The 26,234-nt window shown below is 59.3% G+C and carries 28 protein-coding genes and 1 pseudogene; 8 read left to right on the plus strand and 21 right to left on the minus strand.

Annotated elements, in window-relative coordinates; all coding sequences use genetic code 11:
* The 3 genes and pseudogenes from Q0U90_RS07760 to Q0U90_RS07770 form a co-directional block, all read right to left on the minus strand.
* Positions 1 to 1,007: pseudogene (locus Q0U90_RS07760) on the minus strand (hypothetical protein); the annotation flags it as partial.
* 13 nt (positions 1,008 to 1,020) lie between these two features.
* A complete protein-coding gene (locus tag Q0U90_RS07765; protein ID WP_297453220.1) occupies positions 1,021 to 2,871 on the minus strand; it encodes a hypothetical protein in 1,851 nt (616 codons plus the stop codon).
* 12 nt (positions 2,872 to 2,883) lie between these two features.
* Entirely contained in the window at positions 2,884 to 3,960 is a 1,077-nt protein-coding gene (locus Q0U90_RS07770; protein WP_297453221.1) for a phage tail protein, read from the minus strand.
* A gap of 194 nt (positions 3,961 to 4,154) precedes the next feature.
* Between Q0U90_RS07770 and Q0U90_RS07775 the strand changes: the two genes are divergently transcribed.
* The 4 genes from Q0U90_RS07775 (at position 4,155) to Q0U90_RS07790 (ending at position 6,409) form a co-directional block, all read left to right on the plus strand.
* Positions 4,155 to 4,553 carry a hypothetical protein gene (locus Q0U90_RS07775; protein WP_297453223.1) on the plus strand — a complete coding sequence of 133 codons (399 nt, stop codon included), beginning with the start codon at positions 4,155 to 4,157 and terminating at the stop codon, positions 4,551 to 4,553.
* On the plus strand, positions 4,550 to 5,461 hold the full coding sequence (locus Q0U90_RS07780; RefSeq protein ID WP_297453225.1) for a hypothetical protein: 912 nt from the start codon (positions 4,550 to 4,552) through the stop codon (positions 5,459 to 5,461). The genes Q0U90_RS07775 and Q0U90_RS07780 overlap by 4 nt, the downstream gene beginning before the upstream one ends.
* A gap of 113 nt (positions 5,462 to 5,574) precedes the next feature.
* On the plus strand, positions 5,575 to 5,757 hold the full coding sequence (locus tag Q0U90_RS07785; RefSeq protein WP_297453227.1) for a hypothetical protein: 183 nt from the start codon (positions 5,575 to 5,577) through the stop codon (positions 5,755 to 5,757).
* Between the two features lie 97 nt (positions 5,758 to 5,854).
* Entirely contained in the window at positions 5,855 to 6,409 is a 555-nt protein-coding gene (locus Q0U90_RS07790; RefSeq protein WP_297453229.1) for a hypothetical protein, read from the plus strand.
* Between the two features lie 160 nt (positions 6,410 to 6,569).
* Here the strand turns inward: Q0U90_RS07790 and Q0U90_RS07795 are convergent, their stop codons facing one another.
* The 16 genes from Q0U90_RS07795 to Q0U90_RS07870 form a co-directional block, all read right to left on the minus strand.
* Positions 6,570 to 6,956: a hypothetical protein gene (locus tag Q0U90_RS07795; protein ID WP_297453231.1), complete on the minus strand. Its 387-nt coding sequence runs from the start codon at positions 6,954 to 6,956 to the stop codon at positions 6,570 to 6,572.
* Complete coding sequence (locus tag Q0U90_RS07800) at positions 6,953 to 7,396, minus strand: hypothetical protein (RefSeq protein ID WP_297453233.1); 444 nt, start codon at positions 7,394 to 7,396, stop codon at positions 6,953 to 6,955. The genes Q0U90_RS07795 and Q0U90_RS07800 overlap by 4 nt, the downstream gene beginning before the upstream one ends.
* Before the next feature lie 2 nt (positions 7,397 to 7,398).
* Positions 7,399 to 7,791, minus strand: a complete 393-nt coding sequence (locus Q0U90_RS07805; protein ID WP_297453234.1) for a hypothetical protein — start codon at positions 7,789 to 7,791, stop codon at positions 7,399 to 7,401.
* A gap of 2 nt (positions 7,792 to 7,793) precedes the next feature.
* On the minus strand, positions 7,794 to 9,305 hold the full coding sequence (locus tag Q0U90_RS07810) for a C39 family peptidase (RefSeq protein WP_297453236.1): 1,512 nt from the start codon (positions 9,303 to 9,305) through the stop codon (positions 7,794 to 7,796).
* 40 nt (positions 9,306 to 9,345) lie between these two features.
* Positions 9,346 to 10,941: a hypothetical protein gene (locus Q0U90_RS07815; protein WP_297453238.1), complete on the minus strand. Its 1,596-nt coding sequence runs from the start codon at positions 10,939 to 10,941 to the stop codon at positions 9,346 to 9,348.
* Positions 10,935 to 11,999, minus strand: a complete 1,065-nt coding sequence (locus Q0U90_RS07820; RefSeq protein WP_297453240.1) for a hypothetical protein — start codon at positions 11,997 to 11,999, stop codon at positions 10,935 to 10,937. The genes Q0U90_RS07815 and Q0U90_RS07820 overlap by 7 nt, the downstream gene beginning before the upstream one ends.
* The gene (locus Q0U90_RS07825; RefSeq protein ID WP_297453242.1) at positions 11,996 to 16,687 is read right to left on the minus strand and encodes a tape measure protein; all 4,692 of its coding nucleotides are present in this window, start codon (positions 16,685 to 16,687) and stop codon (positions 11,996 to 11,998) included. Before Q0U90_RS07825 ends, Q0U90_RS07820 begins: the two co-directional genes overlap by 4 nt.
* A gap of 12 nt (positions 16,688 to 16,699) precedes the next feature.
* Complete coding sequence (locus tag Q0U90_RS07830; RefSeq protein WP_297453245.1) at positions 16,700 to 16,894, minus strand: hypothetical protein; 195 nt, start codon at positions 16,892 to 16,894, stop codon at positions 16,700 to 16,702.
* Between the two features lie 143 nt (positions 16,895 to 17,037).
* Positions 17,038 to 17,466, minus strand: a complete 429-nt coding sequence (locus tag Q0U90_RS07835) for a hypothetical protein (RefSeq protein ID WP_297453247.1) — start codon at positions 17,464 to 17,466, stop codon at positions 17,038 to 17,040.
* Between the two features lie 77 nt (positions 17,467 to 17,543).
* On the minus strand, positions 17,544 to 18,104 hold the full coding sequence (locus tag Q0U90_RS07840; protein ID WP_297453249.1) for a hypothetical protein: 561 nt from the start codon (positions 18,102 to 18,104) through the stop codon (positions 17,544 to 17,546).
* Positions 18,105 to 18,110: 6 nt separating this feature from the next.
* Positions 18,111 to 18,563, minus strand: coding sequence for a minor capsid protein (locus Q0U90_RS07845; RefSeq protein WP_297453251.1), 453 nt, complete (start codon positions 18,561 to 18,563; stop codon positions 18,111 to 18,113).
* Entirely contained in the window at positions 18,560 to 18,898 is a 339-nt protein-coding gene (locus Q0U90_RS07850) for an HK97 gp10 family phage protein (protein WP_297453253.1), read from the minus strand. Before Q0U90_RS07850 ends, Q0U90_RS07845 begins: the two co-directional genes overlap by 4 nt.
* Complete coding sequence (locus Q0U90_RS07855; protein WP_297453255.1) at positions 18,885 to 19,280, minus strand: hypothetical protein; 396 nt, start codon at positions 19,278 to 19,280, stop codon at positions 18,885 to 18,887. The genes Q0U90_RS07850 and Q0U90_RS07855 overlap by 14 nt, the downstream gene beginning before the upstream one ends.
* On the minus strand, positions 19,268 to 19,675 hold the full coding sequence (locus tag Q0U90_RS07860; RefSeq protein ID WP_297453256.1) for a hypothetical protein: 408 nt from the start codon (positions 19,673 to 19,675) through the stop codon (positions 19,268 to 19,270). The genes Q0U90_RS07855 and Q0U90_RS07860 overlap by 13 nt, the downstream gene beginning before the upstream one ends.
* 73 nt (positions 19,676 to 19,748) lie before the next feature.
* Complete coding sequence (locus tag Q0U90_RS07865) at positions 19,749 to 20,663, minus strand: phage capsid protein (protein WP_297453258.1); 915 nt, start codon at positions 20,661 to 20,663, stop codon at positions 19,749 to 19,751.
* 12 nt (positions 20,664 to 20,675) lie between these two features.
* A complete protein-coding gene (locus tag Q0U90_RS07870) occupies positions 20,676 to 21,458 on the minus strand; it encodes a hypothetical protein (RefSeq protein WP_297453260.1) in 783 nt (260 codons plus the stop codon).
* A gap of 77 nt (positions 21,459 to 21,535) precedes the next feature.
* Here Q0U90_RS07870 and Q0U90_RS07875 point away from each other — a divergent pair, with 77 nt between their 5' ends.
* The 4 genes from Q0U90_RS07875 to Q0U90_RS07890 all read left to right on the plus strand — a co-directional run bounded on the left by Q0U90_RS07875 (position 21,536) and on the right by Q0U90_RS07890 (position 23,543).
* Positions 21,536 to 22,060, plus strand: coding sequence for a hypothetical protein (locus Q0U90_RS07875; protein WP_297453262.1), 525 nt, complete (start codon positions 21,536 to 21,538; stop codon positions 22,058 to 22,060).
* 38 nt (positions 22,061 to 22,098) lie between these two features.
* On the plus strand, positions 22,099 to 22,299 hold the full coding sequence (locus tag Q0U90_RS07880; protein ID WP_297453264.1) for a hypothetical protein: 201 nt from the start codon (positions 22,099 to 22,101) through the stop codon (positions 22,297 to 22,299).
* Positions 22,300 to 22,432: 133 nt separating this feature from the next.
* On the plus strand, positions 22,433 to 23,251 hold the full coding sequence (locus tag Q0U90_RS07885) for an antA/AntB antirepressor family protein (RefSeq protein WP_297453266.1): 819 nt from the start codon (positions 22,433 to 22,435) through the stop codon (positions 23,249 to 23,251).
* Positions 23,252 to 23,345: 94 nt separating this feature from the next.
* On the plus strand, positions 23,346 to 23,543 hold the full coding sequence (locus Q0U90_RS07890) for a hypothetical protein (protein WP_297453268.1): 198 nt from the start codon (positions 23,346 to 23,348) through the stop codon (positions 23,541 to 23,543).
* A 7-nt stretch (positions 23,544 to 23,550) separates the two neighbouring features.
* Here the strand turns inward: Q0U90_RS07890 and Q0U90_RS07895 are convergent, their stop codons facing one another.
* Both Q0U90_RS07895 and Q0U90_RS07900 read right to left on the minus strand, forming a co-directional pair.
* Positions 23,551 to 24,720 (minus strand): phage minor capsid protein, encoded by a 1,170-nt coding sequence (locus Q0U90_RS07895; protein WP_297453270.1) that lies wholly within the window; start codon positions 24,718 to 24,720, stop codon positions 23,551 to 23,553.
* Between the two features lie 11 nt (positions 24,721 to 24,731).
* Positions 24,732 to 26,210 carry a phage portal protein gene (locus Q0U90_RS07900; protein ID WP_297453272.1) on the minus strand — a complete coding sequence of 493 codons (1,479 nt, stop codon included), beginning with the start codon at positions 26,208 to 26,210 and terminating at the stop codon, positions 24,732 to 24,734.
* Between the last annotated feature and the right edge of the window lie 24 nt (positions 26,211 to 26,234).

The raw sequence follows: 26,234 nt of genomic DNA on the forward strand, positions 1-26,234 counted from the left end.
TCCGGCACGTGCGTCAGCGACGAACACCCAGAGAACATGCCGCCCATGTCGGTGAGGCCATCAAAGTCAATCTCGAACGGCAAATCATCCAACGTCACAATATCGGCACGTTTAAATCCGTAGTGGTTTTCCATCTTCTCCCACCACGGTTCCATGCTCGTGTAGTCACCCATGGCTTGTGGGGCGGGTTTTTCGACGGGTTTTTTGGGCCACTCGAAGTGCTTATCTCCAAGGCTGTTCAAGGCGTTGAGTAGGTAGTTGAGTTTTCGGGTGACTCGTGGGTCTATATCGGCGGTGCGGATTTGTGTTGCCAGTGTGTCCAACTCGGTTTTGGTGGCGAGGTCCGGTTTGTCGGTGATTCCGCCCCAAGTGGTGGTTCCGGGTTCGCCTTTGTCACCTTGCGGTCCCTGCTCACCCTGTGGGCCTGGTTTGCCGTCCACACCATCACGACCAGCCGGGCCACGCTCACCTTGCGGTCCCTGCTCACCCTGTGGGCCTGGTTTGCCGTCCACACCATCACGACCAGCCGGGCCACGCTCACCTTGCGGTCCCTGCTCACCCTGTGGGCCTTGTTCGCCCTGTGGGCCGCGAATAATCGGCTCCACCACACCAACAAGAGGTGCAACCAATGTCAGATCGACTTCACCATCAGGCACCGCATCGAATACGACTGGACGGAGTTTCACGGGCACACCAGCGGACTGCAAATGCTTAAAATCAGCCCGCCACCTAATCAATTCTGGGTTGGCCCCTGGCCCGCCAGCAAACAACTGCACACCCGGCGCGCCACGGTGCATGACCACACCGTCACTAATCCTGGCAGTGACGGGGACGGGCACCACGGTCACCATGCCCTCGCCTGTCTCCACCTGGACACTATCCCCCTCACCCAGCATCGGGGTGAACGTGACTTCGCCGTGTACTTGTTCTACTTCTGGTGTGCGGTCTTTGTCTGGCCCGTCTGCGTGTACGGCTTTGACGGCGCGTTTGACGGTGGTGAAATGCATTCCGGTCTACCTCCTACAGTTGCAGGTAGTCTGTCGGAATATCCGGTTGTCCAACACGCGACAACTGGCGTACGGACAGCTCGGTGTATTCGTCACCGATTTCTGATTGGGATAATGGCGAAGAGCCGCGTCCTTGCCGTGCCCACGTCTCAACATAGATGTAATCGTTCGCTTCTACGTCGAACACTGCATGCATATTCGCGGTCCACGACCAGCCGTCATCACCACCTTCAAGCATCGCTTCGCCAACAAGTGTGCCGGAGCGCAAGTGATTGATTCGCACTCTCACACCTGCACCAATGGCTAGTGCTGGCTTGCCAGGGATATACAGGCGTAGGTTGACCTCCCACTGGCCAGCTTCCAGGAACTGCACCCCGCCACCGGAGCGTTGGCCGTTTGTCGTGATGCTTGTCAGTCTGCAGCCGGATGGGGTGCCTTTCGCCAGATCAAAATCAAAGATATTCCACCTGCCAGGAATCGTGTACCGCTTCGACGCCGTAAACGCGCCATGATTCGTGAGGTGGACCAAACCGAGCGCTTCCGTCAAAGCATAGGTGGCCCTGTTCGTGGCACGTAGTGCGTCACGGGTCGCAGCCGAAGAACTATTCGCAGCCACCACCGACCGGTTCGTCGCAGCAATCGCCCGACTGTTCGCGTCATTCGCCACCGTCACAGCAGACACAGCTTGATTCGTCGCCGTCACAGCACGATTCGTAGACGCAATGGCCGCGCTATTCGCCGACACAGCCGTATTCGTCGCAGCCTGCGCCGTATTCGTCGCCGTAATCGCCCGACTATTCGCTGCCGACGACTCCGACACCGCCGAAATAGCGGTGCTGTTCGCAGCCGACGACGCGGTTACCGCAGCCACAGCCTGATTCGTCGCCTTAATCGCCGTGCTGTTCGCAGCCACAGCCTGATTCGTAGCCACCAACGCCTGACTATTCGCAGCAATAGCCCGACCATGCGCCACCGACGCACGACGCAACGCCTCCACCGCATCATTCGTCGCCTTAAGGGCCGTATTCGTCGCCACAATCGCAGACGTATTCGCAGCAGAAGCCCTAGTCAACGCATCCAAAGCCACCTGACGGCCAGCAGCCGATGACAAATCCGCCGACGCAGCCCGCTGATTCGCCGCCGAAGCCACACCCACCGACGACTCCGACCTCGCCAACGCCGACCCAGACTTCTCCAACGCAGCCGACGCATCACCACGCGCCGATTCCGCTTCCACCAAAGCCGACCCCGCCACCGACAACGACTGCGCCGACCTAGACAGAGACTGCTCCGACTTCGCCAAAGCACGAGCAGAATCCTGCAACGCAGAATCCACAAGCGTGCGCTGCCCCGCCGCCTGCGAGAGCGCTTCATCCGCCCGCGCACGCGCACGACCAGCATCCGACAACGCATCACGCGCCACTTGCAACGCATCACCCGACTGGGATATAGCCACACGCGCCTGACCCACCGCCACAGTAGAATCAGCAATAGCCGCCGTAGATTTATCCACCGCCGCACGTGACTGCGTGCGCGCAACAGCCGCGTCTTTAAGCGCGACCCCTGATTCCTCGATGGCTTTACGTGCTTCTTCACGGGCCTTATCCGACTCACGCAGAGACGCTTCCGACTGGGCCAACGATTCACGTGCCTGCTTGATCAGCTTTTCGACGGTTGGCACCTGGGGAATGGTTTCTGCCAGCTCGAAAAACAGATCCGGCCTAATCCCGAACGTGTCGGCACGCGTTAGCCCGTTGTAGGGGTTTATCTCCCCCGGTTTCGGATCTGGTAGGCGTTGCTGTTCAGCGACCTCGGAGGGGAAGTCCGGCAGCTCCGATGATGGTCTGAAATCAGGTTTTGTCATGCCACACCCCGCTTAGGTGTAGGCCGGGTTGACCGGCATAGCCATGAACGTCAGGCCAGCGTTTTGACGGGTGAATTCCCACGCGCCCACCGACCCGTACACTTTTTCAATAACCACATAAATCGTGGTCGCCGTATTCGCCTTAACCACCCCATAGGTAGAGCCAGGCGTAGCGGTCGCCGTAGCCCACGGATGAATGCTCACGTACTGCAACTGCCTAGCATTACGCACACCCACGCCATGGCCAACAATGTCGCCTTTTTGCGCGTTACCCACACGCACATCAACATTGAGTTGGATGCCCAGATCAGACCACCATTGCAGGTGGCCACCGAGTACGACGGGTCGCCAATCAAACGGTAAGCCCGGCACTGTATAGGACGCGATGAGGTGGTTTTTCTTATCCGCCGACCCGATCAGCTTCTGCTCGAACGAGCGGAATTCGTTTGGTCCCAGCGACCAGGGGCCAACTGGTGCGAGGACGTTACGTGGTGCCCACTTTTGGCCGTTCCAGGTGAGCGCTTCCCCCACTTCAGGCTGACGCGTTAAATCCACATCGGGGCTACTGGACAGGTTGGAAGCTTCACCAACCTCGCCCTGCTTGCCCTGTGGGCCTACTGGGCCTTGTGGCAGCACGAAATCAAGCACAAACGTGTCTGGCGTGGATGCGGCCTGGTTCACGGACACCTTGGCTGCACCGCCGGGGGTCACAGATCCGATCTGCACCCTAGGGGTCACACCAGGCTCGCCACGCAGGCCAATGAAATTCGGGATCTCGAAATAATCCGACCCGTCCCACACCCATAGGGACTTCGACTTCGTGTCTGGGAATGCTGCACCACGGTCAACGTCACGCAGATTTTGGGGAAGTTGGCGCTTGTCGGTAATGAGGTTGCGGAACCAGAAGCCTGGGCCAGGGTCGCCCTTTTCGCCCTTTTCACCGCGTAGGCCGCGTGGGAGTTCGAGGTAGGCGGCTTCGGGTGTGACTTCGATGGTGGCGCGCTGGGTGGCCATGACATCTTCGGTGTCTACCCAGCGTAGAAGCAGTTTTGTTTCGAGGTCTTTGTAGGTGGGGACGGTGTCTGCCATGGTGCTCCTTTGTGTCGGGTCTCATGGCAGGAGTAGTGGACGTGCCTGGTTGTCCGGCCGCACGCACGCATCCACTGACAGCGCGGGAGCAACTGTTAAGAATTGATTGACAGTTGCACCAGTATGGATAGTGTTCTTGACACCATAAAGTGCGCTGCATACTGTGGTAATAAAGACGATAGAAAGGACACACAATGACCACCATCGACCAGCTCGCCGCAAAAGTTGCAGGCGCACTAGGCATCGACGACAAAGCAGCCGCCGACACCGCCGAAACGTACACCTCCCAGATTGAAGCGCTTGAGTCCCGCGAGATCGACCGGGACGACATCTCCCCCACCGACGCAGACTTCATCCTCGAAGCGTGCCGACAAGCACAACGCGCCGGAGACCTCGGAGAACGCGAACTCGCCACCCTCGAAGACCACGCCAAGCGCGTCGAGCACGCGCAAGACACGCTCCTCACAGAATCAGCAGAACGCGACCGTGCAATCATCGCCGCGATCCACGCAGGCGCACGAATCAAAGACGTTATGAACGTCACCGGCCTTACCCGCAGCCGTATCTACCAGATCCGCGAGGGCGTCCGATGAATTGGACACCGCTTGACCTGCCATTTCTTACTGAAAAGGCACGCACAAAGTACAATGACCTCATAGACTTTTGGCAAGCGCAGACCACCGTTGACGCGGCAGGGTTCACGCAACGCATGGAGCGCGCCTCCACCACACTCGCGCAGGCGCAGTTGTCGTGGATCGACAGCGACTTGTGCGACATGCTTGAGTCCGTGTGTCAGGATGTGCCGGATTGGTCGCCAGCGGCATGCATTCCTGGCCCGGTCGGCTTTGCCGGTTTTGAGAAGCCTTTCTTCACCGTGCCCTATGAGTCGGCGGTGGATAACTCGATCTTCGAGGTGCCGGTGCGTGCATTGTCGTGGATGCAGGTCGGTGAGGGGTTGGAGATTTCGTGCTGGGTTGCGGCGGTCGATATTCCGGTTGAGCACCGCTCGCCGTTGCGCAGCGATTTGGTGTTGGAGTCCGCGACAACACTCACGGTGGGGGTCAATGATGTGCTTGATGGGGCGCAGCGGATTGAGGTTGCGGAGACGACGGAGGGGCCACGGGGGCCATACAAGCGGGCCGGTGCGGTGTGCGTGACTGTGGCTGGGTCGATGTTTTTGCTGATGACGCAGCCGCGGGTGGTGTCAGATGAGGAGTCAGAGCCTGTACGGGTGCGTAAGCGTGGGGTTGGGCCGCGTGGTGAGACGGTGCGGGTGCCGGTGCGTGTGTCTGTGAAGTCGCTAGTGGTGCGTGATTCTGCTGGTGGTGCGCGGCGTGGTCAGGCGACTTCGCGGTGGTGGGTGCGCGGTCACTGGCGGCAACAGGCCTGGGGTAAGGGCCGGAAACTGCGGAAGCCGGTGTGGATTGCTCCACATACTGCTGGTGCTGTGGGGGTTGAGGTCGATGACAGGCCGTCTGTGCAGGTGTTTCGTGACGAATAACCCACACTACCCCCACCCACTACCCCCGCACGTTTAGCACGCTTGACACTGTATAGTGCGCTAGGTATATTAATAGTTGTAAGGCAGAGACCAACACCGAAAGGCCAAAGAAAATGACCACCTACAGCACCCGCAACGAAGCCATCGCCCGCGAGATCACCGCCCCGCTCGGCGAGTACGCCGACCAGCACGACATCGACGCAATCGCAGACGAGCTGATCAAGACCGAGGGCCAGGGCTTCTACCTCGACGAGGACGCCGACTTCTGGGCCGTTGTCGAAGCACACGCCCTCTAACCAGCCCAGCAGCCCGGACGGTCGCAGCGGGGGTTCGACTCCCCCGCCGGGCACCACGCCACCAGGCGCACCACCACCCACCGAAAGGACAAAGACAATGATCCAGCTCACCAACCAAGGCCCACACCTCGCCAACGGCACCCAGTGGGACGTAAACCACGACGGGAAGAAAATCGGCACCCTCACCGTCAGCAAATATGAGAACTTGTCGGATACCCCATACTGGCAGGCGAAGCTATCCGACGAGGAAGGCAACCTCATCGCCCGTGGGGAGATGACCCACGCCATGCCCGACATGGAAGATCTCGCTGTGTGGGCAGGACACGCCATCAATCTCGAAAAGCACGATGTTATTGCCGCCGACCTGAAAGACCCGTACGGGCGCAAGCACCGCATCGTATGGCGCGCTGTGGAAATCACAGGGCATGACGAAGCGCTGGAAAACTTAGACGTGCGCTCGTTCATCTGGGGCACCAAGGATGATGCGCCGATTCGCTGGAAGCTCGTCAACGACGAAAACGGAGGACGATACGTTGCCGAGCCCACGGCGGTAAGCCCGCGAGGTGATATTTCGTGGCCGGTTGAGTCCCGCGAAGTTGAGCCGGGCGAAATCCTGGAACCGGGCGACTTCTACATCTGGCGACACAGGTAGGCCCGAACGTGGGCATGAAAAAAGACCCCCACCCTGGCGCATAGCCAAAGGTGGGGGTCAAAGTGTAGGGCTGCCCTGGGGCACATCGTTGATAGGTGCGGGCAGTGCAGCTACGGGTAAGCCTAGCAGGTACGTTCAAACAATATTTGAAACTAGGCCGCTAGGTGTTCGGCGGGGTGCGTGCCCTCGGTGGGGAATCAATCAGCTTCTGCCACCGCTCCACATTGGGTGCGGCTGGTGGGGCGATATGCTCCGGCGCTTTGAAGTGCTCCAACACTTCGGCGATCCATGCCAGCGCGGCGCGTAGCGCGTCACGCAAATCACCGGCATGAGACTGGATAGCATGTAGCTCCCGGCGCGCTGCTTGTAGATCGTCCTCCACGGTGTCTAGGCGTGTTTCGAGCTTGTCGATGCGTGCGGACTGGCCGTCAATCAAGGCGGCGGTTGCGGTGTTGTTGCGTTCGTCTTTGCTGCCGCTTTTGCCGACTGCTGCAACGACGATGGCGACGATTCCTGCGATGATGCCGGTGAGGATTTCTGTGCTCACGGCTCACCTCTGTGACGGGGTGCCCCGTCGCGTGCGATGGTCCAGGTCGTGAAAAGCGCCATGAGTGCGAGTAAGGCGTAGTTTTTGCCTGATACCCAGCCGCGTGGCTCCGCGATGAAAAAAGCGATGGTCCACATGGTGAGCATGGCGGCGGCGATTGACATGCCCGTAATGCGTAGCCAGCGGGAAAAATCCTTGACCTTGGCATGCGAGGTGGCGGGTGCCAGCATCCCCAATACGAGCAGGGTGGCAGCGGCTGCCCAGACGGTCCACACGGGTGCCTTAAACGCCCCGTCTACGGCCTGTAGCTGCTCCGGCACGTGATGCACATAAGCAACCGCGGTGGCTACGCACCATGCTGCCCACACCAATGCGAGTAGGCGCGGTAGGCGACGCATCAGCCAGCCGACACACCTACGCACAGTCAGATTACGTGGCACGATTACCGCCACCCATCACCAGGGGTGACACTGCGCATATACGCCGCATAATCCGTAGCCGGATCCACAGTGTTGGCCACGACAGCATTCCCATCCGCTGGCTTCATGGGGGTGTCGTCCGGGGCGTAGGCGGCGATACGGCCCACCATTGACGGGGTAATCCCGTCCTTAGTCAGCCGGTTCGCCATAAACGTCAGCACGGTCGCCACACCCGTGAGAATTACGCCGGTGTTGGTGCCTTGCCAGTCGGGTGATTCCGCGAGCTGCGCGACAATCGCGACCACACCTGTCAGGATGATCAGGATGCTGCCCTTGTAACGCAGCCAGGTGGGGTCAGCGTTACGTGCCTTGGTGACAGCGTTCGCAATAGCAGTAAAGTTTTTCAGCCTAGCCATGGCTACTTCACCATCGCTTCCAAAGCTTCAATCAGATACGCAATGGAATCATTGGCACCTTGGAGGGATTCAGCCATGTGCTGGTTCTGCTTCTGCAGCAGCGCGACCTGCTCCACCAGGGTGATGCCCTGGCCCTGCTTGACCTTGGTTTCAGCGGCTTCGACAACGGTGTCGAAATTCCAGCCCGCAATCAGGTAATTGCCGTCTTCGTCTTTGGGCCAGCCGAGCATTTGGTCAGCCACGAGGGTGACGGTCTTTTCAATGCGTTGGGTCGCTTCGTCAGTGTTTTTGGCAGCGACTTTGGCTTCATGCAGTGCGCCAGCGGATTCGCCGCCGAGTAGTGCGCGTGTGGTCACGTTTTCGTCCTTTCGTTCAGTGTTTTCAGTGGTGGCGTAGGCGTAGCCCTTAGGGGGAATCAGGGTTGCGAGCTGGTCAAAAGCAATCCATCCGCCGTAGGGGTAAAAACCACTGTCGGCGATCCAGACTTTGCGGGTGCCGTCGTCATCGGAGTAGCCCATGACTGCGATGTAGTGGTAGATCGTGCCGGGGCCGTATTTGAAATTGACGGTGGATGGTGCCACAGCGCGTGGGTAGTTCGATGGCGGGGCAACGATGTTGGCGACTACCCCGTAGCCCGCGTCGATTGAGCCGGTGAGGTCGCGCCAGAGCTGTTCTTTTTGGAATTTGGTTGGCGGGTCATTAGCAATGTCGCGGTGCTTGTACTTCCCGTCCGGCAGGTACTGGTTGAGCACCTTGGGGAATTGTCCGATGTAGTCGGTTCCTCGCTTTGTGGTGCCCAGAGCGCTACCAAGTGTGGATTCCGGCACCGTGTCACCGGTGGCAGCCAGGATGACGGTCTGTACAGATGCGGGTCCACAGTTGTAGTAGCTGTCTTGGGTGACGTGGTCGCGGGGATAGTCGAGTTGCTTTTGCTTTTTGCTCACGGGTTGTCCTTTGGTGGGCAGTAGTCGCTGGCCGTATGTGAGGGCACGTTGGTAGCGCAGGCGGCGATCATCTAGGCCGTTGAGTCCGCCGTTGATGGCGCGGGTGACGCGCTCCAGGTCGCGCTTGTCGGACCATGTGTTGATCTGGGGGCGTGCCACCGTCCAATAGTAGGCAGCGGCCAGGAATCCCCAGTGGGGTTCGGATAGTCGGTGTGGCTCACGCTCGAAGTCGATGGTGGTGTAGCCGTTGGATTGCGCCCACCGGGTAAACGCCCGATAGTTGTTCCGCCCGGTGAGTTGGATAGGCCCACGGCCCTTAAAACGCTTCCCGTCACCAGGCTGGGTGTTACCCAAATCGTGGCGGCCCTCGTATGCAGAGCCGTCGGCGATTTCCTCCATGTAGCGCAGCCCGTAGGACTCATGCCCCAGCTGTGCTGCGAACATGGCAGCGCGCTCCACAGTTGTGATTTCTGCTGCGCGCATGGCGTTGTTGTAGCCGTCAATCAGACGGCCATAGCCCCCGTCAGGCAGGGTGCTGCCCATGACTTCACGTAGTGTTTGCGCGTCCACGCCCGTCACAGTCCCCCGCTGTGGGCGTTGTCCGAGATAGTTAGGTGGCGAGCCCCATGTCTCGTAGCGTGCCGAATGCTTTATCCATCCGGTTCACCATGTCGATAAACGGGTTACTCACGTTGCGTTGCTTGCCCACCCGTGGTGTCACACGCAGGCGTTTGCCGACTTCGTCGGTGACTTCCACACCCGTGACAATGTCGGTCACGCTCCTGCCGGATAGGTGCTCGTGTAGCTGCACACGATCTCCGACCCTGTAGCCATGGACAGGCTTGCCATTATCGGCTTTTGCGTCGTCTCCGAGGATTTTGGAGCGCCCGTCCACCATGGTGAATTCGATAGTCTGACCACCTTGTGCGTCCAGGAGGGCACGCTCGGCTAGCGCGGACGTGTCGTAGGTGAACACGCCAGCCGAAGATGAGGTGAATGATTCACGTAGGTGGAATGGTCCCTCGGCGGCGCGCCGGTTCACATCCACACGGTCCGTGAACGCGAAAATCGTGTCCTCGGTCGCGTTTTTAGCGAACATGCCCACAAGCCCGCCGATAATCGCACCAGCAGCAGCACCAGCAGGACCAGCGACACTGCCAATACCCGCACCAGCAAGCGCCGCACCAGCGGCACCAGACACCGCCGTGGTAATCCCCTGCACCGCATAATCAATACCCAGGCCAATCGCTTCATTGACCCAGTCATCGGACTTACCCCCCACCACAGCACGCACAGGGCCAGAAGCCTTACCGGATAGGGTGACGGCTTCAATCTCACCGGACGCGGTCGAGAATCGCACATGCTCACGCTTGCGCACAGGCTCCACCCACACCATCAACCCAGGGGTGGACGGCTCATACAAGCCTGGCATGTTTTCAGCCATGGCGTTATCGGCTTCGGAGCGACGCAGACGAACCTGGTTATCCGTCATATCCCCCAGTATTTGTGTGATGACATCTCCGTCTGGATTGAGCGTGTTAAGCACCTTGCCCAGGGGGTTTTCGCCAGCAATGTTAAACGGCACCATTTTGCCCAGGGGGAATGGTTCACCTGGCCACCACATGCGCGCTGTCAGGTTGTAATCATGCTGGTCGAGTTGTTCGCGTAACAGATCATCCATGTAGGTCATGCGTGCCGAGCAGTCAATCACAGGCGATGTGTCGTTGCGTTTCGACGGTGGCATGAATAGATACACGGGTAGGTCAGCGCGAGCCAGATTGCGGGACAAGTAATGATGCACCACCTGTAGTAGTGGGCCTTTGGCGTAGTCACGCTTGCCCTGCAGCGACAACGACAACCGCGGCGACGCGAACGCCAACACATGCGCCAACTGCACTTCATCACTCACCAGCTCGCAGGTGAGTGTCTCACGCCCCGGCGCGCCAGAAGCCACATACGACGACACACGACCAGTCCACCGCCACCCGTTATAGGACGCGGTCACCGGCACCACATCCACATCCGCCTGCATAAGACGCGATGCAAGCGGGTGGTCGGCTTCCACCGTGATCTCACCAGTGCCCGCCTTAAACCCGAACTCCTCCGAGAAACGACACGAAATGTAATGCCCCAACGGGACTGACTGGGTGTAATCGTTGCTATGCACCCGAATATCCAGCGGGTTCGTCCCCAAACGCTCTACCATGCTTGCTCCGTCCTAGGGGTATAAGCAACCTCCACCTTGAAATCCGGCCCCGGGTTATACGGGGTAACAGTCAGCTTCGTCGCCCTGCCACGCGACACATCCCGCGGTGGTAACGGCTTGGTCCAGAACTTGCGGGGGAAAATCGGCTGCAAATCCTCCCCACTAAGCGACATCAACGATGGCCACGCTTCATCCGTGTCAATCACATAGCCACCCACGTGGTAGTTCAACGCGGGGATACCATCAGTCTGCTTGCGAAGCTGGTCGATAACCTCCGGGTTGTGCAGGAGTTCTTCGACGCTGGTTGCTCCCACCAGGTGGAGTGCGTTTTTTAAAAGCGGGGTGTTTTCAAAATCCGCGTCAGTAAACGCCTGCAACGTGGGAATGTCTTTCGGATCCGGCATGAACTGCGTGTCATCATCAACACCGATCTCCACCCCGGAATGCTCACCGGTGATCGTCCAGCGCAGCCACGCTTCCTGGTCTCCCAGGTTGCGGATTTCAGCCGTGTACCCAGTTTTCGGGGTGAATTCACGCACTTCATCAAACCTGGTCCAAAACGACCGGTCCGTGGTGAACGTGACAATCTCACCGATCTCACCTGCCGCGCCGGGCACATCAGCTTCGGCCATGTAGTCCACCTCTGCGATGGTTTCGGGGCGTACATCAATCCACCAGTAGCCGGACTCTTTAGACACCACGTACAGGCGTGCTGGCTGTTTGCCGCGGCCCAAGCTCTCGCGCCACAGGGTGTGCTGCCTGCGTGCCCACGCCGACGAGCGGGGGTCAGCCACCCACAGCTTCATCGTGATACGGCCCCGCTTATCCGTCGTACCCCGGTACAGGCCACCATCCATGCCGACGAAGTCCTGGTAGTCATGCTCAAACTCGGCCCCCTGTAGCCCTGTGGGGACTTGGGCGAGTCGTACGGGCGAGTCTGGTGCGCCGAACGCCCAGCGGGTTTTGTGGTCAGCGCCGATCAGGAAGAACCGTAGGAAGTCCTTGCGCTGGTAGTCATCACGCCTACGCCACGTGGTATCTGTGCGAATCAGGCTCATTTCAGCATCACGCTCCTCATGGCATTTCCTAGCTGCTTGCCTGCGCTGTCCAGTTGGCCCTGCAGGTAGTTCTTCGGGTCGTTGATTTGCACTGGCCCGTTGAATACGGCACCGACGGCGTTTTGTACCGCGTCGTGTGCGCCGCGCTTAGCCCGATAGGATGCTGCATCCTCGTTGACACCGAGGGCGTGCATTGAGGTGCTGGCCCCGGTGGAGAGGTTCAGCTGGCCTTGCATGAGTCCCGGCAGTGCCGCACCAACCATGTTGAGCATGCTCATGACATCCACACCCAACCGCTTACCGGTTTCCGCCCAGATTTCCAGGGATTGCGCACGCTTATTGCTGGACAGTGGAATGTAGGCTTCCGGCCCATCTTCTGCCCACAGCACAGCGGACCCCTCGTTGATCGACGCGGAGCGCGCATTGCCCAGGATGCCACCATCAGCCATGGCGGTGATCTTCAATCCGTCAGAGGTATCCGTGTCGTCGCGCTGGCGGCCAAGCTCACGCTCAAGGTCAGCAATCTCTTGCTGCATTTCCTCAACCTTGCGCTCCGCCTTGCTCACGCGTTGATCAGCAGCAGCCACCTGCGACGGAGCAGGTTTCTTCTTGCTGTCAAGCTCGTCACGCTTCATTGTGGCGATACGTAAATCTTCCTCCGCGTCCGGCAAATCCTTGCGGAGTTTTTCGAGCTTCTCCGTCTTGTCAGCAATGCTTTTCGCCAGCTGTTTACCGGTCTTTTTGCCGTCTTTTTCCACGGCTTCCGAGTACAGGCCGACAGCCTGGCCCCACGACACCACGTCATCATCCATGGGGGTGCCAGTGTGCAGGGAGTACAGTGCGGCAGCCAGTTCCAGGACGGACCCGTCACGAATCAATGGGCCTGCCCCACCGTTGATTTCACGCGACGTGCCAGACCGTGACCTGCCACCAAGCTTGTTGAAATAGTCCAGGCCTGTTTCTCCATCAAGCGGGGTAGCACCGGGTAGGTAGTAGAAGTCGGTGAAGCCGCGGCCCTCCAACGGGCCAGCCTTACCGCCAATGGTGAACCCGCCACCAGTATTGCCGCCGGATTCAATGTACGTGCCGTCATCCATCTGCATGGCAGCATGTCCACCACCTGGGCCGCCGTTGAGGAAGCCGATGCGAATATCGCCGATGGTGCCGCGTCCGCGTCTAAAGTTCCGCTCGGTCAGCCAGGCTGCCATACCCGCGGTTGCGGTGCGCCCAGCTTTAAACGGATCCTCCGCACCCAACGCGGTGTTCACACCGAGGGAGACCGCGCCGGAGCAGTCCACACCAGCTGGCGACCAGCCACCGAACACGTAGGGTGTGCCGTCCATGTACTTGAGCTTCTGGGTGACCGCTACCCCAGGCAGGATGGCCCCATCAGCCAGTGCGACGGCGTGACCCTCATTAGTCACCAGGTTGTAGCCGAATGCGGTTGCGACCTCGTTGAGGATGCGGGTTGAGCGGTCACGTTTGGACGATGCGAGCGGGATGTAGGCTTCGCCGCCGGTTTCGGATTCGCCGTGTACACGGTACGTGCCTGGTGGGGTGATGGTGGCGACGTGCGCGGGTTCCTTGCGTGGTCCTGCCATTGCCTGGTTGAGGGCGCGTGTGGTGCCACCGTCAGCGAATGCGACAGCGCGCTGTGCCCCATCGTAGATGCCACCGTTTGCGTCGCTACGGGTGAAAATATCCGTGATACGGCGGGTGATGTTGACGACGTGGTCAGAGAACGTGTTGATTTTTTCTGGGGCGAGCACGCTTTTGATGTTCGCGGCGGTTTCAGCGGCGTTATCCGCGATGATGACACGCCCATCTGGCAGCGTCGTGGTTTTGATGCCGAGGTCGTTGAGACGCTTGATGTTCTCGTCCGACGTGTCGGTAATCGCGACGTGCCCAGGCGGCAGGTTCTCGGTGGTGATGCCGAGTTCGGCGAGTTTTGCGAGGTTTTCTGGGGTGGTGTCAGTGATTGCGACGTGACCGTCCGGCAGATCAGCAACTTCGATGCCGAGGTTGTGTAGGTGTGCGCGGACTTCGGGGGTGTCGTCGGCGATGCGCACTTCACCGGCGGGAATGTTGGTTACTTCTTGTCCGAGGTCGGTGAGCCATTGCTTGACCATGGCGATGTTGTCGTTGACAACCAGCTCACCAGTGAGGTCGTCTTCCACGACGGCTTCGAGTTCCATGTGCTGGGCCATGACTTCCGACAGGTTGTCGGTGAGCATGAGCTTGCCGTCCACTTCGGCAGCCAAACCAAGGTCGAGTAGACGCTGCTTGACTTCGTCGGTGTTATCGGACAGGTCAACACGCCCATCTACACCTGCCTTAGCCGTAGCTCCGATTTCGTCGAGCATGGCCATAATGTTCACGCCCTCCGGGAACGTGACTTGCACTGTCCCGTCCGGCAGGTCTTGGATTTCACCTTTCAGCTCGCGAACCTGCTCGCGCACCTCTGGTGCCATGGAGTCCACCACAATGGTCTTATCGTCCGGCACACTCGTAATACTCTCCCCCAGCAGAGCAAACGCCTGGCGCGTGTCATCAATAACACCAGCAGCAGCGTTCATCCGGTCGGTGAAGTGCTCCGCCTGCACCTTTTCCATATCCTCGGCAGCGCCAGTGATACCAGTGCGCAGCTCGTGGAACTTGTCAGTGGTGTCGTCTACCTCGGCCTGCAGGTTGGTGTATTTGCTGCGCAGACGCTCACTCGGCACCGCGTCCATCGCTTGGGACACTTCCCTCGCCGCATCTACATTGCCGTTGATCGCCTGGGCCAGCAAATCCACGCTGATACCTGCGTCGGTGAATGCTTGGCCGTGCTTTTGCCACGCGTTAGATGATTCAATTGCAGAGCGGGTCGCGACGTTGGTGGCGGCTTCCACCTTGCTGATCGCGTCACTATTACCGTTCATCGCGTCGGTAATGTCCGACTGCGCCAACCCGATTTCACGCGCTGTATCCAGCCAGCCGTTTTCTTGCGCGGTCTTAGCCTGCAGCTCGCTGGTCTGCGCGGTGATCGCACCCGTGGTTTCGTCCAGGGATTGCTTCAACGCGACCTGGGCCTGCTCGTGCTCTTGCTCGGCTTGCTTGGCTTTCATGTGCTCGCTCGCCAAATGCCCCAATAGTGCGGTCGCCCCCATGATTGCCACACCCCACGGCCCGCCAAGCATGCTGATGATGCCGCTGACACCCGTCTTGAACCCGCTCATGGCGCCGCTAGCCACACCCGCGGCCACACCGCCAAGCTGCTGAACACTACCCTGCGCGGTACCAGCCACACGCGCCATGCCGGTGAGTTCCTGGGCAGACGTTCGGGTTTCACGGCCCAGCACCATCATTGGGGTGGATGCGGAGCGGAACGCTGCCGCCATCTTCCCGCCAGCACCGTCAGCAGACCTGGCGAAACGAGTCCAGTTACGCAGCGCGTCGCTGCCGGTCTCCAACGATTTTGTCCACCCCTGATGCTTAGCCGTCAGCGTGATCAACCCAGCCGCCAAAATAGGTGTCGGCACCGCACTGATCGCCTTAGTCAGCCCCTGCAACAAGGGTAGGGACAGTTCCAGACCGTCGGACAGCATGCCCAGCGCCGCTGTTGTCATTGGGATGACAGACGTGGCAGCATCACTCAATACTGGGGTGAGCCTTGCTGACCATTCTTGTGCCATCGGGCCGACCACACTGCCGAGCTGGTCCACCTGGCCGGTGAGTTCACCAATAACCGCGGGGGCTTCTGCAAACACACCCTTAGTGGCTTCAGCACCCATACGCCCAAACGCGGCCCCCAGGTTCTTCAACGCACCAGAGACCGTATCGCCCATACGTTTCGCGCCGCCACCGACGTAGCCCTCCATCGCGTCAGCGAACGTCTGAAAATCAATCTCACCCTCGGACACCATCTCCGACACTTCGGCACTGGTCACACCCAGCTGCTCGGCAAGGATCTGCAACACCGGGATACCACGACCCAGCATCTGCATCATGTCATCACCCTGCAGCTTCCCCCTCGCTGCCACGGATCCGAAAATAAGCCCCATATCCTCCATAGAGGAACCAGCAATAGCAGCAGTATCAGCCACCGTCCCCAACACGGATTCCAGCTCCTGGCCAGGCTTGACACCGGATGCCACCATTTGCGCGGATACGGTGGCGGCTTCACCCAAACCAAACGCCGTGCCCTTAACCGACGCGAGCGCGTTATCCATAATGTCGCGCACATCCGCACCAGAATTGCCCAACGCTTCGAGTTTCGCGCTCGCCTGATCAATCGAATCCAAACGCTGGAAACCCTTATACAGGCTGCCACCAATCGTGCCGATAACAGCCGTACCAGCAGCAGCAGCGGTGAACTTCGTGAACTTCGCAGCAGCACCGGCGATACTGTCACCCACGTTTTCCACCGACTTTTTAGCCCGTTCCGCATCAGGCGCGAAATCCTTAGGGAACTTGATCTGTTTCGCCTGGCGTGACGTACGTTCCGACGCTTTCCCCAAGTCTTCTGTGGCACGTTTCGCTCGCTCCGCGTCCTTAGTGTCCGCGTTGGTTTTGATGGTGATTTTCTCCACCTTGTCGGCAGAGGTTTTCACATCATCGAGGCCATCTTTCACACGGTTAAGGGTTGCGTTGACCCCATCGTCTTTGACGGTGATTTTGGCGTAGAGTTCGCCCAGGTTTAGTGCCACAGTGGTGCTCCTTTAGGTGGTGAGGTTGTCGGGCAGTTCGAGTGCTCGGCGTAGCCGTGTTGGCCGGTCGATGATGTCGAGGATGCGGGCTTCTAGCCAGGGCCAGGTGCGTGCGTCTAGCACGTCGGTTTCGGTGTCAATGCCGTACAGGTCGTGCAGGTCAAGGGATAGGTCAGGCCAGTTGGTGAGGATGTCAGCCCACCGCAACTTCCCCGTTTCAGGTTCTGCTTGCGACGGGGGTGTCTGGTTGTACCACAAACGCAGACCCGTCTCCGGGTCGTAGTCACCACCACCTGGGTCATCTGGCCCATACGCGCCAGGACGTGGGTCATACGGCCCCCAGTAACCATCTAGGAGCGCTTCCGTTTCTTCGGCATGTTCGCTGGTGTCGGCCCCGTCGGCTCCGTTTCCGCCGTTGCCCTCACCGGGTCGGCGGTTAATCCTTTTCCCGCCGACTCCCAATAACTGATCGCTGCTTTTTCACCAATGCCGTAGTACACCAGTGCCGTCATACCCAGGTGCATTGCTTCACCCCAGGTCACCCCGTCATCCCACAGGGTGTCCCACAGGCCACCAACCGGCAACGATTCCTCATAGCCGGTGCCACCAAACAGGTGGTGGATTTCGTCCAGCTCTTTAGCATTGGCGGCCTTTTCCGGGTCAGCGAACAGGGCGTGTAGGCGTAGTCCCTCGCGTGCTGATGGTGCTGGCACCTCGTATTCGGTGCCGTTAATGCTGGCGGTCATGTTTGGGTTGTAGAAGTCGCGCAACTCGCGCATAAGCACTCCCTATGTAGACAAAACGGACGATGTCACCACGTAGGGTGGCACCGCCCGCCAATTGTCCGAACCAGGGTCTAGCCGGTGGATACCACCGAACCACCCGCGTTGGTGAAGCCATTGTCGCCACCAGTCTTAACGGAATCACCCTTAGGGTCCGTCACCGGCTTAATGCGCGCAGGCTCACCACGCGACATCATCGTAAAGCTGAACTGGTCCAGGTCCTCGTTACCGCCGTCAGTATCAGCCCACTCCACAGAGAAGTAGGACTCGTAGCCCTCGTCAACGCCGTCGGTGCGCCAGCAGCGCGCCTGGATGACGTTACGCAGGCCCATCTTGCGGCCAACTTCACGCAGGATTGCCTGGCCCTCGTCCTGCTTGAACGTCTCGCCGTCGAGGGTGCCCTTGCGGAAACCCTCGCCCTCGAACGTCATCTGCAGAGCGGTTGCGATCTGGGACTTGTAGCCACGCGAGTCGATGTCAGAATCATCTTTCATCGTCGGGGTGGTCTTGGGCGCGAACTTGGACAGGCCGCGGACGAATACCCACTCGCCCTTGTCGTTCTTGACCTGGACACCCCAGTCGCGGGCGAGGGTGGATGCAAGGTCGTGGGAGGTTGGTGCTTGTGCTACTGCCATTTCTGGTTACTCTCCTTGAGGATTGAGTGTGAGGGTGTAGGAGTCGGCTCGCGTCCAGCGGCCTTGTGTGTCCTGTTCCTCCGGTCCTCGGAGGTGACGAATGCAACGTAGGATTGTGGTGGCGTTGTCCAGGTCGAAATGCTGGCGGTCGTGCAGCTCTTGGTAAATGCGGTCGAGGATTTTTCCGGGGGAGTGTGGGTGTCGGTCACCACGTGCCCGGAACTGGATTTTGATCGCTGGGGTGGATGTGGTGCGCCCAAAATCGGTGATCATGTCGTACTGGTTGATGGCGATGGCGTAGCCCGCTTCGTCCGGGATGACACCGAAGTAGATGGCTGGTGGGGTGAACGTTTTGTAGATGCCGCGCAGGTTGAACTGGCCGATCTTTTGGCCTGCGAGGTGGTTAGCCAGGTCAGGCAGCAGGTCAGGAAACACTGGGGGTTTGCTGGTGCGGGTCATTTGAGTGCTTTTCCGATCTCTTTAGCGATGGCTTCTTGGATACGGCTGGCGGCTGCGCTCATGGCGTTTTCGAGGTATTTTGCTTCCCCACCACCTGGGTGGTTCCAGCCGATTTCTTCGTGCTGACGTGCCGCATATGGGGTGTCGAATGAGACAGCGGAGGTGGCTTTACCGTCGGTAGTGACCTGCATGGAGCCTTGTAGGGTGCCGGTTTCTTTCGGGGTGCGGGATACGGCTTCGTCGCCGAGGATTTCGCCGCCTGCTTCTACCGCTGAAAGGATTGCGTCATCCAGGTTGGTCAGTATTTGGTGGCCTTTCCAGTCAAGCTTGGCCATACGGGCCTACCTCCCCTGTGTAAGGGTCACCTGGTGCGGTGGTGGGCACGTCACACACGAATTTCTGGTGGTTCGGGAGGTTCAGCTCGGCCCCGTGATGCACGCTCTTAGCGATGATCTGCCACGGCCCCGGCTCGAACGGCTCCGGCAGGGTGAGTGTGTCCCCGCGGCCTGCCATCACCGCCAGGGGTGCGTAGACAATTGTTTCCGTGGTGGTCTGCTCACCCTGTGGGGAATCCACACGCCGCACCGACTGGCGCACGTGACATTTCACCGGCAAATCATCACCAGCACCGGGACCATAAGGTGACGCACCCGCCCCCTGGTGGAACACCACGTCCTGCGTAAACCACTCTTTAGCCAGATCATCTACCGCACCCATGGGTGGCCCTCCCACAGTCCAGCAGCGTCCAGAATCGTCAGTGCGGTTGGTGCGACAGCTGACGCGACAAGCTCACGGTCACGCACCACACTTGCCGTCTCATACGAAATCGACGCGTCCCCGATACTGGTTGAGGTCACCGCGCCACGCTCCGGGTTCTTACCCGGCTGCACGTCGTTTTCCTGCCATACCAATACCTGTTCACACGTTGCGTCACGCAGCGCATCCACAATGTGCGGATCCGTCGGCGCACCGTCCTTGTCCACCGCAAAGCGAGCACGCTTGACGGTGTCCTGCACCCAGGCTGACGCGATACGCAGCAACCGGTCGATGTTTTCCGGAACGTCCGCCTGGGCGTACTGCGCGTAGTCCTCGGCAGTCGCAAAAAGGTTCATTGATTCCTCCCTTGTAGATAGGCGAAAAGCCAGGAACCACACAAGTCCCTGGCTTCCCTCTCCGGCTCACTGGTTAGGCAGCAGCAGCACCAGCGGCAGCGCCAGCAGCACCAACGGTCACATCAACCGTGGCGATACCCTCCGGGCGCACAACCGACGCACCAAAAACATGCAGGCCACGCACAATGTCGCGGAACTGGTTCTGGTCACGCATCGCTTCGGTCTCCAAAATCTGGGACGCGAACGCGAACGCGTCCGGCACACCAGCCACCAGCGTCTCGGTGACCGGGGTCTTACCGGTGCCGCCCTTCTTCTGGATGTTGTTGGACACCATCACGTCGAAGCCGATCACACGACCGATCACACCGTTGCGCAGGCCCTCGGAGGTGCCGGCCTTGTCTACGTTGACAAAGCGCGGGTCGTTCAACAGTGCCGAACGGGTCTTACCACCAATGACAACCCAGCGGCCCTCGGTCGGCACGGACTGATCGTCCAGACGCTCGGACAGCTCAACGAGTGCGTCGTAGGCGGTCAGTCCCTCGGTCACACGGTGTGGGTCGGCCTTGATGATGTTCATCTTGTCGACCTTGTTGTCCTGGTGCGCACCCTCGGCGAGCACCTTGGACAGGTACTGGTCAGCCCGGTCGCGCAGCTGGATACCAGCGCGCTTGGTAGCCACGCCCTGCAGCTCACCTGCAGCCTGTACCTTGTCAACGTCGTCAACACCGAACGCGAAGTACTTACCCTGGTCAATCTTGATCTTGGTCGGAGTGGTCTCCAGGTTCTCGATCTCGATGTCCTGACCCTTGACGTAGTCGCGAATGGTCAAATCGTTGAGGGTGTTGATAGTGACGGTGTCACCCACATCGGTGATGTCGCCGTAGTAGGACGTGGATGCGATGCCGTCCTGGCCGAAGATGAGGTTCTTCTGGTACGGCTCAAGGATGGCCGCGTTCCACAGTTCGGGGATGAAGCTTGCTACAGACACTTGTTGGTCTCCTTAACCTTTGAGTAGGTGGTCGAGCAGCCCGTCGCGTGATGCCTGGTTGATTTCCTCGGGGGACATGGTGGCGAGGTCATCGCGGGTGATGGGTCGCTCGGTTTTGGTGTTGGTCGGGTCGATGCCGGACTTCCCTGGTGTCGCCTGGACTAGTTCGGGGTTTTCGTCGATGGCTCGGGTGACGGCTTCGGACACCTGGTCTGCGAAGTTGTCGTCTGTTACGTCTACGCCGGTGAATGCGTTGTCCAACTTCAGCACTGCTGTGAGCAGGCGCTTGTTGACGTTGCGGTTGCCGATAGCTGCGTCGATAGCTGCTTCGCGCTTGTAGTCGTTAACCTGGGCAACGAGTTCATCGATGCGCTTTTGCTGCTCACTGCTCTTCTGGTTCGCTGCTTCCAAAAGTGCTTGCGGGTCTTGTTCCTCTTCCCCACCGATACCCAATGCCTTAGCCAGGTCGTTGACAAGCTGGTCGCGTGCCTGAGTGGCGAGTTCCTTTTCACGCTGGGCTGCTTCTTCGGCAGCGGTCTTGGCCTTGTTACGGTGCTTGGCGTTTTCATCACGCAGGCCACGCACGAGGTCTTGTGCCCAGGTGGGCAGACTGTCGACGGTTTCCGGTTCTGGGTCTGCCTGCTTGTTGGTAGCGGGCATGTTCGCCGGGGATGGTGCCGTCTGTGCAGCGGTTTCGGCGGCTGTGGCAGCTTCCTGTGATAGCTGGACTGCCTTTTCGCCTGGGGCGGTGATGGGGTTGGTGTCGTTGGCGGTCGCCTGGACTTCGTCAGACACTGATGTGCTCCTTGATCGGGGTTGGTGTACCCCGGCACTGTCAGTGATTTGGTGCGTTGTCCAGTAAGGTCACAGGTATGACAAAGCGCCTACTCCCCCTCGTTTTCGTTCCCCTCGTCGCCCTTGCTGGGTGCTCGGATGCTGACACAGCTCCGTCGGCCCAGTCTTCTGGCGATTTTCCCAGCCAGGTTGCTCCCGAGTTTGACACCGCGGTTGAGAACGATCTGCCGCCCAGCAATGCGCTTGCCTGTGATTCTCGCGTTGTTCGTACGTCGGAGCATGATGTCGCCCTCACGCGGGTTGCAAAGGTAGATGGCGAGACCACTTTCTACTTCGCGCCGCAAGCGAGTACGTATAACTCGTACGACTTCTTCATCCAGTTCGAGAATGGCAGTTTTTGGGTGTCTGAGCCGTCGTCTGGCATTCACCGCGCCGTGGTTTCCGAGGGTTCTGACCAGGAGGAAATTCCGCTCGCGTTGTCGTCGTCGTTTCATACGTATGGGTTCACGGTTCCCGCTGACGTTGAGCAGCGTCTAGGTGCTGTCCGCTTTTATAGCGCGTCGGTGAACGGCGAACATGTCGGCACCTGCATGAACTCGTAATGTTGCACCAATGTGCAACATGGAGCAACATTAGATACATGGAGAAAACACACGACCAGCTACTCGCAGATGCCGTGCGAGCGCATGAAGAATTTGTCATAGCCGTCGAAGAGGCCCGCCTGCGACGGCAAGTCGCGTTCCGGGCGGCTACCACCAGTACGGTTACTGGCCGAGAAATTGCAGAAGCAACCGGACTATCGGAGTCAACCGTTAGCGCTATTAAGGCTGGTAAATACTAATTGTTGCGAAATATCGCAGACATGGTTTAAAGTAAAGGGCACCGGGCCACTACACCCGGTGCCCTTAATCATTTTGGCTACGGCGGTGCTACCAACACCCCGTGGCGTGGACTCAACTGATTGGAGTTGAATCATGGAACAGTTTCCCATGCTGCCCGATACCGGCGCAACTGGCCTCATCCCCATCGAGCGTGACGGTGACAACTATGCCGTGATGGGCCGCGACCTCCACGAGTTCCTGGAAGTCAGCACCGAATACCGCCACTGGTTCCCGCGCATGATCGAATACGGCTTTGAGCAGGACAAAGACTATACGGTCATTTTTGACCGAAACCCTCTCGGTGGTCGTCCGGCTGTAAATCACATCGTTTCCCTGGATATGGCGAAAGAGCTGTGCATGATCCAGCGCACCGAGCGCGGCAAGCAAGCCCGCCAATACTTCATCGAAGCCGAGAAGCAGCTGCGCGCCGCCGACACCGCACCCGCCCACCAGCTCCCCCAGGACTACGCGAGCGCACTACGCGAACTCGCCAACGCCGTAGACACTGTCGAAGCACAACGCGAGCAAATCGCACTTGACGCACCCAAAGTCGAGTACCACGACCAGTTCATCAAAGATGACGATCTACTCTCATTCCGCACCGTCGCCAGCAGCTTCGGAATCGGTGAGCGCAACCTGCGTCAACTCCTCATTGACCGCAAGTGGATCTACCGCGAAAGCACCCAAACCTACGACAAACAGAAAGGCTGGCGTACCCGCAACCGATATAGCGAGCACTACAACCACAAACCACACTTCCGCCGCGTACTCCACCACGACGTACCGAAATTCAACGGCGAGGTGATGCACACCCTAAAAATCACCCCTGATGGTGCCGCCGCGATCCTCGGGCTGCTTGACCGCATTGCACGAGAGCCTATTGAGATGGAGGAATTGGAATGGGTGTCTTAGTCAACCTTGACGACTACCGCGTGGAGCAGACCCTCTACGGCCCGGAGCCATGCTTCGATACGCAAATTATCCAACTGTTCCCGGAGGAAGTGGCATGACGTTCACGATCACACCTGCGCAGGAAGAACGTATCCGAAGCGATGAAACGGCCCGCTATATTGACCAGCTGCGGCTTCGTTACCACCAGTCCAATAATCAGGCAGATCGTTGCCATTTTAGCGACATGATTGGTGCCGCGGAATCAGTGCTAGCGATATGGGTTACTCCGATGGAGCACTTCTGGGACGAGTAACCAACGCCTATTCGCGGCGCAGATCGATCACGTCTGCGTCGCGTTTCGGTGGGGTGTAGTCGACGGACACGCGCCCACCTGGGGTTTTGAGTTGTTCGCGGTGGCGGCGGCGTGGCAGGTTGTGCTTTTCAACATGGTCACGCAGCTGGGCTTGGTAGTTGCGTTTACGCTGCTTGGCTTTGGTGAGCGTGTCATCATCAATGGCGGCGGCTTCCATACGTTTGCTGGCGCGGATTTGGCGTTCCAAATAGCGCTGTTTCTGGGTGGCTTCGTAGCCTGTGTGGTCGTCGTCGTGTTCCGGTGGGGTCAGGTCGGTGTAACCGGGAACGTAGGCGCTAAATCTATGCCTACAGTTCGGGTGGAGTAACCCGTTTTCCACGGCTTCGTCCAAGGTGGCCGCCACCGGCACGATTGCATCACCCACACGATGCGTACCCGCCGAATACTTCCCAGACAGGCTAAGGACTTTCCGCTCATAGGGGGCACACACGGGTGCCGGGTTTGGGTGCGCGGATACTACAACGAGGTCTACCCCGCGCTGCACCATTGTTTCCGTATGGCCCGCGATTAACGCCCTGGTCGTGGCGGTACGGGTCGCCATTTCCGCATAGGTGTCCAGTCCCCACTTGCGTCCGGCGCTGTCAACAAAGAACCCCATGCCCTCGCGTGCCATGCGGGTAAAAGCACGCTGTGCTGCCTGGTATGGGGTCATAGCACCTGTGACGGTGTAGCCGGTGGCTTCGGAGACAATGGCACGCCAAATATCCTCGGTGCGCCTAAGGATTTGGCGGTGCATGGCCGTCATGGCGGTGACGGATTCAGCGGCGATAGCTTGAACAGCCATGTTGTTGATGACGGTTTCGCCCGGCGCGGCCTGGAAGAAACCAGTGGCGGCAAGCTGGCCAAGTTCACGCTCGGCTTGTATCACGCCACGCACGTACGCTTCGTCCACGGTTTGTGACCACAGCTCTGGGGAACGCTTTTGTAGTTCTGCTACCAGACCGTCTACTTTGTAGCGCTCTTGACGGATCGCCAGTAACTGCCCCATGGCCCAGTGTGGTTCCTCACCTGTTTTGATCAGCGCGTCACGAATCACCCTGATCAGATACAGCTCGGCACGCTCATAGGTGTCAGTGATCGAGCCACCGACACTTTTAAGCACGTCCGGGTTGTACATAGTGGTTTAGCCTACAGGTCGAGTGGTTCGTCCATGCTGGCAAGCAATTGCGGGTCGTATGTGCCTGCCTGCTCGGTCTTGATGCGTTCGACTTCCTGGGCTTGCATGTCAGCGTCCCATTCTGGCCACTGCATAGCCACCTTGGTTTCCACCGATGCAGAACGTGCAGCATCCAATGCTTGGATGGTTTGTGCGCGGTCAAGCGGGGTTTCTTGTACTGGGCGTTCCATCTCCACGCGGGGCGCGTCGATGTCGATAGTGCCACCGTGCATGTAGCGGTCACGCAGCATGAGCGCGGTGGCTGCTGCTTTCAGCCCGGCGCGCCAGTATGCGGATTTCGCGGACCAGGTTTTCATTGATGCGTCGTAGCGCGCTTCAATCTCACGGGCGGTTGGGTTACCACTGGTGGCGGTATCCAGACCAAACGACGCGGGCGAGTAGTTGGCGCGCTGGATGATCTTGTCCGTCCACGCGGTGGCAGCGTCCAACATGTCGTTGATACGCAGCGCGGGTGCGTACACTTCCACAACTTGATTACCGTCGGGCCTGCCGCGTACTGGGGAGAATACTTCGCGGTCGTTGTCGAATGATTGGCCGCCGCCTAGGCCGTGGGATTCGAGCATCCAGTCCGGGACGATGATCTTCTTACGGCTAAGGCGAATCTCGGCGCGGATCTCCGTCCACACTTCATCCAACGCGTCGAACATTGGGTACAAGTCCGCGGTCAGGTCAGGCCTGCCGATGTGGCGTAGCTGGCCATGCTTACGGAATCCAACCACAGGTCTTGCGTTCGGGATGTAGCCCGCGGTCAGGATTGGGATGCCCGTGTCTTGGCCGGAGTCCTGGTCCACGTGCTTGGCAAGCCCCACGGTGAGCGGATGGTCGGTAAGGGGTACGATACGGCCAACGTTGCCGGGTTTGCCCTGCATAAGCCGGTAGTTGATACGGCCTGCCGTGTGCTCGGTGAATAGTCGGTAGGTGTGGTTGTTGTGGGGTTTGAGTTCTTCCATGAACGTGACGGCTTGGAGTTTGCCGTAGGCGAATATGGGCCAGCATGCGTCTGCGTCTACCCAGTCAATCCACGGGTGGTCAGCAATGTCAGCGTCCCACATGACACGCCAGCCGACACCACCGAGTGCTGCACACGATTCAGCAGCAACCAGTAGTTGTGCGGGGAATTCGTCGGGGTTGACCAGCTCGTCCAGATGGTCCTGCACCTGCCCGTCGGGGTGGGTGAACCGTGGTGGCCGGTCAAACAACAGGGTTGCCGACGTGGCTGTAATGTCAGCAGCCAACGGCATATGCACACGCCGGTCCTGCTTCTGGTCAGGGTTACCCCAGAACCAGCGCGACACTGCCCCCTTAACCCCACCGGAGTACTGCGACGGCTTGTACTTGCCGTGGTACTTCGACGACAGTTGAGAGACGTCGCCCTCCCACCACATGGCTGCCTCGTTGACCATGTTGCGCACCGGTTCCCATTCCGGCATGGGCCAAGGTGTGTGGGGTGTGGG

Origin of the sequence: uncultured Corynebacterium sp. (assembly GCF_946998835.1) — a bacterium.
Taxonomy (GTDB): domain Bacteria; phylum Actinomycetota; class Actinomycetes; order Mycobacteriales; family Mycobacteriaceae; genus Corynebacterium.